This is a genomic window from Armatimonadota bacterium (assembly GCA_031081675.1).
Classification (GTDB): domain Bacteria; phylum Sysuimicrobiota; class Sysuimicrobiia; order Sysuimicrobiales; family Kaftiobacteriaceae; genus Calidihabitans; species Calidihabitans tengchongensis.
This window is the reverse complement of sequence record JAVHLZ010000007.1, coordinates 103,841-109,430: the sequence shown is the minus strand read 5'-3', so window position 1 is coordinate 109,430 and position 5,590 is coordinate 103,841. Positions and strand designations below refer to the sequence as shown.

The window sequence follows — 5,590 nt, the reverse complement described above, 5'->3', positions numbered from 1 at the left end:
GCGCCTTGACTCTCTACGCGCGCTCTGCCTACACTGGGGGCGGAGTCCCGCGCCCATGCGCTTTGTGCGGCACTTCTCCCTCGACGAGGCCAACCGGGCGCTGCGCGAGATCACGCCCCTGCTGGTTCGCCTCCGGGAGATCCACATCGCGGCCACCCGGGCCCGGGAGCGCCTGGACGTCCTGTGGAAGCGCCTGGAGTCCGGGGAGCCGGTTCTGGACGACCTCACCGGGGTCCGCGCCCAGATCGAATCGCTGACCCGGGAGGCGGCCGGCCTGCTGCGCCGCCTGGACGAGGTCGGCTGCATCCTGCGGGACGTGGAGATGGGCCTGGTGGACTTTCCGGCCGTGGTGGAAGGGACCGAGGTCTTCCTGTGCTGGCGGCTGGGCGAGGAGGCCATCGCCTACTGGCACGGGACGGCCGAAGGGTTCGCCGGCCGCAAGCCGCTGAGCGCCCTGCCCGGGAGCCGGGTCCACTGATGGATCCGCCGCTGCGGCAGGAACGCCTGTCCGTCCCCCGAACACCACCGGGGACCTGCGGGTCCTCCCACATCTCCCGCGCGCAGGTGATCCATGGCTGAGCCCTACGACCTGGTCATCATCGGCGGCGGCCCCGGCGGGTACGTGGGCGCCATCCGTGCCGCCCAGCTGGGCCTGCGCACCGCCCTGGTGGAGCGCGACAAGCTGGGCGGCACCTGCCTGCACGTGGGGTGCATCCCCACCAAGGCGATGCTGCACACCGCCGAGCTGCTGGACCACCTGCGCGACCCCCGCGACCTGGGGCTGACGGTGGACGGGGTGGGCGTGGACCTGGCGGCCGTGCACCGGCGCAAGGCGCGGGTGGTAGACCAGCTCCACAAGGGCGTGCAGTACCTGATGCGCAAGCACAGGATCGACGTCTTCGCCGGCGAGGGGCGGTTCCTCAGCGCCACCCGGGTGGGGGTGGCCCTGTCCGACGGGTCGGAGACCGAGCTGTCCGCGCGGCACGTGCTGATCGCGACCGGCTCAGCCCCCCGCAGCATCCCCGGGGTGACCATCGACCACGGCCGGATCATCGACAGCACCGACGCCCTCCACCTGCAGGAGGTCCCCCGCTCCATCGCCATCCTGGGGGCGGGCCCGGTGGGGGTGGAGTTCGCCAGCCTGTTCCGGGCCCTGGGCAGCCAGGTGACCATCATTGAGCTGCTGCCCACCCTGGTGCCGCTGGAGGATGAAGAGATCGGCCAGGCGCTGGAGCGCTCTTTTGTCCGGCGGGGGATCACCGTTCTCACCCGGGCCACCGCGCGGGCGGCCACGGCGGAGGGAGGCCGGGTGCGGCTGGAGGTCGTCCGGGGAGAGGAGACGTCCACCCTGGACGCCGACTACCTGCTGGTGGCAGTGGGGCGGGGGCCGGTCACCGACGGGCTGGCCGCCGCCGAGGCCGGGGTGGAGCTGGAGAAGGGCGCCGTCCGGGTGGACGAGCAGTTCCGCACCACCGCGGGCACGGTGTTCGCCATCGGCGACGTGCTCACGGGCCTGCGCCCGTACCGGCTGGCCCACGTGGCCAGCGACGAGGCCATCGCCGCCGTGGAGACCATCGCCGGGCAGCGCGAGCGGGGGGTGAACTACGACGCGGTGCCGCGCCCGACCTATTCCATCCCCCAGGTGGCCAGCATGGGCCTCACCGAGCGGCAGGCGCGGGAGCGCGGCCTGGACGTGCGGGTGGGCCGGTTCAGCTTCCAGGCCAGCAGCAAGGCCACCATCGAGGGCGCGCGGGAAGGGTTCGTCAAGGTGGTGGCGGACGCCCGGGTGGGGGAGATCCTGGGCATCCACATGATGGGACCCGCGGTGACCGAACTGCTCGCCGCGGGGGTGGTGGCCCGCTCCCTGGAGGCCACCGTGACCGAGCTGGCGGAGGCGGTGTACTCGCACCCGACGTTGGGGGAGGCGTTGAAGGAAGCGGCGCTGGACGCCCTGGGCCGGGTCCTCCACGCCTGAGCCCGCGGCGAGCGGGGCGACGGCGCGGGTCCGCCCGGGCGCCGGCTGGCCGCCTGTTCACATCGCGGGAAGGGTCTGCACGCGGGCTTCCCCACCATCCGGCGTTGGTGGGGATGCTGACCAAGGGGGCGGGAGGATGAGCGTGCGCGACACCCGGGCGGCGGTGGACGCCCGCCACCGGACCCTGGGCCTGTCGGACCAGGACGTCCTGGACATGTACTACTACATCGCCCTGGCGCGGGCGCTGGACGAGCGCATGTGGGTCCTGCAGCGCGCCGGCAAGGCGATGTTCGTGATTTCCGGCCCCGGCCACGAAGGCTGCCAGGTGGGCGCCATGTGGCCGATGGACAAGCAGCGCGACTGGTTCGTGCCGTTTTACCGGTCCATTGCGGCCTGCCTGGTCAAGGGCATGTCGCCCACCGAGATCCTCCTGGGCCTGCTGGCCCGGGCCCCCGACCCCAGCAGCGGCGGCCGCCAGATGCCCGGCCACTACGGCCACCCGCGCTACAAGATCCTGTCCACCAGCAGCCCCGTGGGCACCCAGTACCCCCACGCGGTGGGCATCGCCTACGCCGCCAAGCTGCGCCGGACCGGCGAGATCACCATGGTGGCCGTGGGCGACGGCGGCACCAGCGAGGGTGACTGGCACGAGGCTCTCAACTGGGCCGGCGTGCACCGGCTGCCGGTGATCTTCGTGGTGGAGAACAACTTCTACGCCATCTCGGTGCCGTTCCACAAGCAGGTGGCCGGCGGCAGCGTCGCCGCCCGGGCGGCGGGCTACGGCATGCCGGGAGTGGTGGCCGACGGGAGCGACGTGCTGGAGTGCTACCGGGTGGCCCGGGAGGCCTACGAGCGGGCCCGGCGGGGCGAGGGCCCCACGCTGATCGAGTACCGGGTGCAGCGGCTGGGCTCCCACAGCAGCGACGACCAGCAGGAGCGCTACCGGCCCAAGGACGAGATCGAAGCCGCCCGCCGCCAGGATCCGCTGGTCACCTTCCGGGAGTACCTGGAGCAGGTGGGGGTCCTCACCGACGAGCGCCTGCGGGCCATCCAGGAGCGGGTGCGCCGCGAGGTGGACGAGGCCACCGACGCCGCCGAGCGCGCGCCGCTGCCCGAGCCCGAGTCGGCGGCCCGCTACGTCTACGCGCCGCCGCAGGACGACCCGGTCTTCTGGACCGGGGTCACCCCGCCGGGGGCGTGGCGCGGGTCGCCCGACTTCCCCTGGCTGCGGCGGGAGGAGTGAGGAGGGAGGGCCATGGCCGAGCTGCGCTACGTGGATGCGCTGAACCGGGCCCACCACGAGGAGATGGAGCGCGATGAGCGGGTGGTGGTCCTGGGCGAGGACGTGGGCCGCAAGGGAGGCGTGTTCGGGGTCACGGCCGGCCTGTACGAGAAGTTCGGCGAGGAGCGGGTGATCGACTCGCCGCTGGCCGAGTCGTCCATCGTGGGCGTGGCCATCGGGATGGCCGCCAACGGGCTGCTGCCCATCGCCGAGATCCAGTTTGCCGACTTCATCCACCCGGCCTTCGACCAGATCGTCAGCGAGGCGGCCCGGATGCGCTACCGGTCCAACAACGCTTTCGGCTGCCCGCTGGTCATCCGCACGCCCTACGGGGGATCCCACGGCACCGCCCTGTACCACTCCCAGTCCATCGAGGCATTCTACGCTCACGTGCCGGGGCTGAAGGTGGTGGCCCCCTCCACCCCGTACGACGCCAAGGGCATGCTCAAAGCCGCGGTGCGCGACCCCGACCCGGTGCTGTTCTTGGAGCACAAGCGCATGTACCGCCTGGTGCGGGGGGAGGTGCCCGACGAGGACTACATCGTCCCCCTGGGCCCGGCGGTGGTGCGCCGGGAAGGCACCGACCTGTCGGTGTTCGCCTACGGGTGGATGCTGCACGAGTCGCTGCAGGCGGCCGACCTGCTGGCCCAGGAAGGGATCAGCGTCGAGGTGGTGGACCTGCGCAGCCTGCGGCCGCTGGACAAGGAGACGATCCTGCGGTCGGTGGCCAAGACCAACCGGGCGCTGATCGTGTACGAAGACAACCGCTTCGGCGGGTTCGGAGCCGAGGTGGCCGCGCTGATCGCCGAGGAGGCGTTCGAGAGCCTGGACGCGCCGGTGATGCGGCTGGGCGGCCCCGACGTGCCCGGGATCCCGTACAGCAAGCCGCTGGAGGAGTGGTTCTACCCGACGCGGGACCGCATTGCCGCGGCCATGCGCCGGCTGGCGGCGTACTGAGACCGGGCCGGGAGGAGCACTGATCCCATGCCCGTGGAAGTGAGGCTCCCCCAGCTGGGCGAGAGCACCTTTGAGGGCACCATCGGCCGCTGGCTGAAGAAGCCCGGCGACCGGGTGGAGCGCTTTGAGCCGCTGGTGGAGATCATCACCGACAAGGTCAACGTGGAGATGCCGGCCCCGGTGGGCGGCGTCCTCACCCAGATCCTGGTGCCCGAGGGCCAGACCGTGCCCGTGGGCACGCCCATCGCCCTGGTGGAGACCGCCGCCGCAGAGACCCCTGCCGCCGGGGTGCCGGCCGCCGCGGCCGCGCCTGCTCCGGAGCCCGCGCCGCCCCCCGCCGCCCCGCCGCCCGCCGAGGAGAAGGTGCGGCTGTCGCCGGTGGTGCGGCGCCTGGCCGAAGAGCACGGGATTCCTCTGGAGGAGGTGGCGCGGCTGCGGGGCAGCGGTGCCGGCGGCCGGGTGACCAAGGACGACCTGCTGCGCTACCTGCAGGCCCGGCAGGCTGGCCCCATGCCCGCTGTACCCGGCCCCGCGCCGGCCCCCGCCCCGCCGCCCGGGGCCCCGCCGGCGACCCCGGTTCCTCCCATCCCCCCGCCGGTGCTGCACCCGGGGGACCAGCTGCTCAAGCTCACCCCGCTGAGGCGCTCGGTGGCCCAGCGCATGGCCCAGTCCAAGCGGGAGATTCCCCACGCCTACGGGGTCATCGAGGTGGATATGACCGCCCTGGTCCGCTGGCGGGAGGCCCACAAAGACCAGTGGCGGGCCCGGGAAGGCGTGAACATCACCTACACGGCCTTCTTTGTCCGCGCCGCCGTGGAGGCCCTGAAGGCGTTTCCCATCGTCAACTCCACGTGGAGCGACGAGGGCATCATCCTGCGGCGGGCCATCAACATCGGGATCGGGATCGCCCTGGACGAGGGTCTCGTGGTGGCGGTGATCAAGCAGGCGGACCAGAAAAACCTGGTGGGCATTGCCCGGGAGCTGGAGGAGCTGGGCCGGCGGGCGCGGGAGGGTACCCTGACCCTCGACGACGTGCAGGGGGGGACGTTCACCATCACGAACCCCGGCGTGTTCGGCTCCATCTGGTCGATGCCGATCATCGTGCCGGGGCAGGCGGCCATCCTGGCCACCGACGCCATCGTCAAGCGGCCGGTGGTGCGGGGTGACGCCATCGCCATCCGGGACATCATGCACCTGGGACTGGCGTTCGACCACCGGATCTTTGACGGAGCCGTCGCCGACCGCTTCCTGCACCGCATCCGGGAAAAGCTGGAGGGGTTTGCGGGCGGGGACGCGGCCCTGACGGATTTCTGACGCAGCCGCGGGTCGGGCGCGGCACCGCGACGCGGGGACACACGGCATCTCCCTCGCCCCCG

The 5,590-nt window shown here is 72.4% G+C and carries 5 protein-coding genes; all 5 read left to right on the top strand.

What is annotated here, in order from left to right; translation table 11 throughout:
- Positions 1 to 55 precede the first annotated feature (55 nt).
- The 5 genes from RB150_04355 to RB150_04335 all read left to right on the top strand — a co-directional run bounded on the left by RB150_04355 (position 56) and on the right by RB150_04335 (position 5,528).
- Positions 56 to 478 (top strand): DUF2203 domain-containing protein, encoded by a 423-nt coding sequence (locus RB150_04355; GenBank protein ID MDQ7819769.1) that lies wholly within the window; start codon positions 56 to 58, stop codon positions 476 to 478.
- A 93-nt stretch (positions 479 to 571) separates the two neighbouring features.
- Positions 572 to 1,975, top strand: coding sequence for a dihydrolipoyl dehydrogenase (lpdA, locus tag RB150_04350; GenBank protein MDQ7819768.1), 1,404 nt, complete (start codon positions 572 to 574; stop codon positions 1,973 to 1,975).
- A 136-nt stretch (positions 1,976 to 2,111) separates the two neighbouring features.
- The gene (locus tag RB150_04345) at positions 2,112 to 3,218 is read left to right on the top strand and encodes a thiamine pyrophosphate-dependent dehydrogenase E1 component subunit alpha (protein MDQ7819767.1); all 1,107 of its coding nucleotides are present in this window, start codon (positions 2,112 to 2,114) and stop codon (positions 3,216 to 3,218) included.
- A gap of 12 nt (positions 3,219 to 3,230) precedes the next feature.
- A complete protein-coding gene (locus RB150_04340) occupies positions 3,231 to 4,214 on the top strand; it encodes an alpha-ketoacid dehydrogenase subunit beta (protein MDQ7819766.1) in 984 nt (327 codons plus the stop codon).
- A 27-nt stretch (positions 4,215 to 4,241) separates the two neighbouring features.
- Positions 4,242 to 5,528 carry a dihydrolipoamide acetyltransferase family protein gene (locus tag RB150_04335; protein MDQ7819765.1) on the top strand — a complete coding sequence of 429 codons (1,287 nt, stop codon included), beginning with the start codon at positions 4,242 to 4,244 and terminating at the stop codon, positions 5,526 to 5,528.
- Positions 5,529 to 5,590: the final 62 nt, after the last annotated feature.

Bases quoted from the DNA above. Each gene is read 5' to 3' on its own strand.
- RB150_04355 (MDQ7819769.1), top strand. From the start codon at position 56: ATGCGCTTTGTGCGGCACTTCTCCCTCGACGAGGCCAACCGGGCGCTG.
- lpdA (MDQ7819768.1), top strand. From the start codon at position 572: ATGGCTGAGCCCTACGACCTGGTCATCATCGGCGGCGGCCCCGGCGGG.
- RB150_04345 (MDQ7819767.1), top strand. From the start codon at position 2,112: ATGAGCGTGCGCGACACCCGGGCGGCGGTGGACGCCCGCCACCGGACC.
- RB150_04340 (MDQ7819766.1), top strand. From the start codon at position 3,231: ATGGCCGAGCTGCGCTACGTGGATGCGCTGAACCGGGCCCACCACGAG.
- RB150_04335 (MDQ7819765.1), top strand. From the start codon at position 4,242: ATGCCCGTGGAAGTGAGGCTCCCCCAGCTGGGCGAGAGCACCTTTGAG.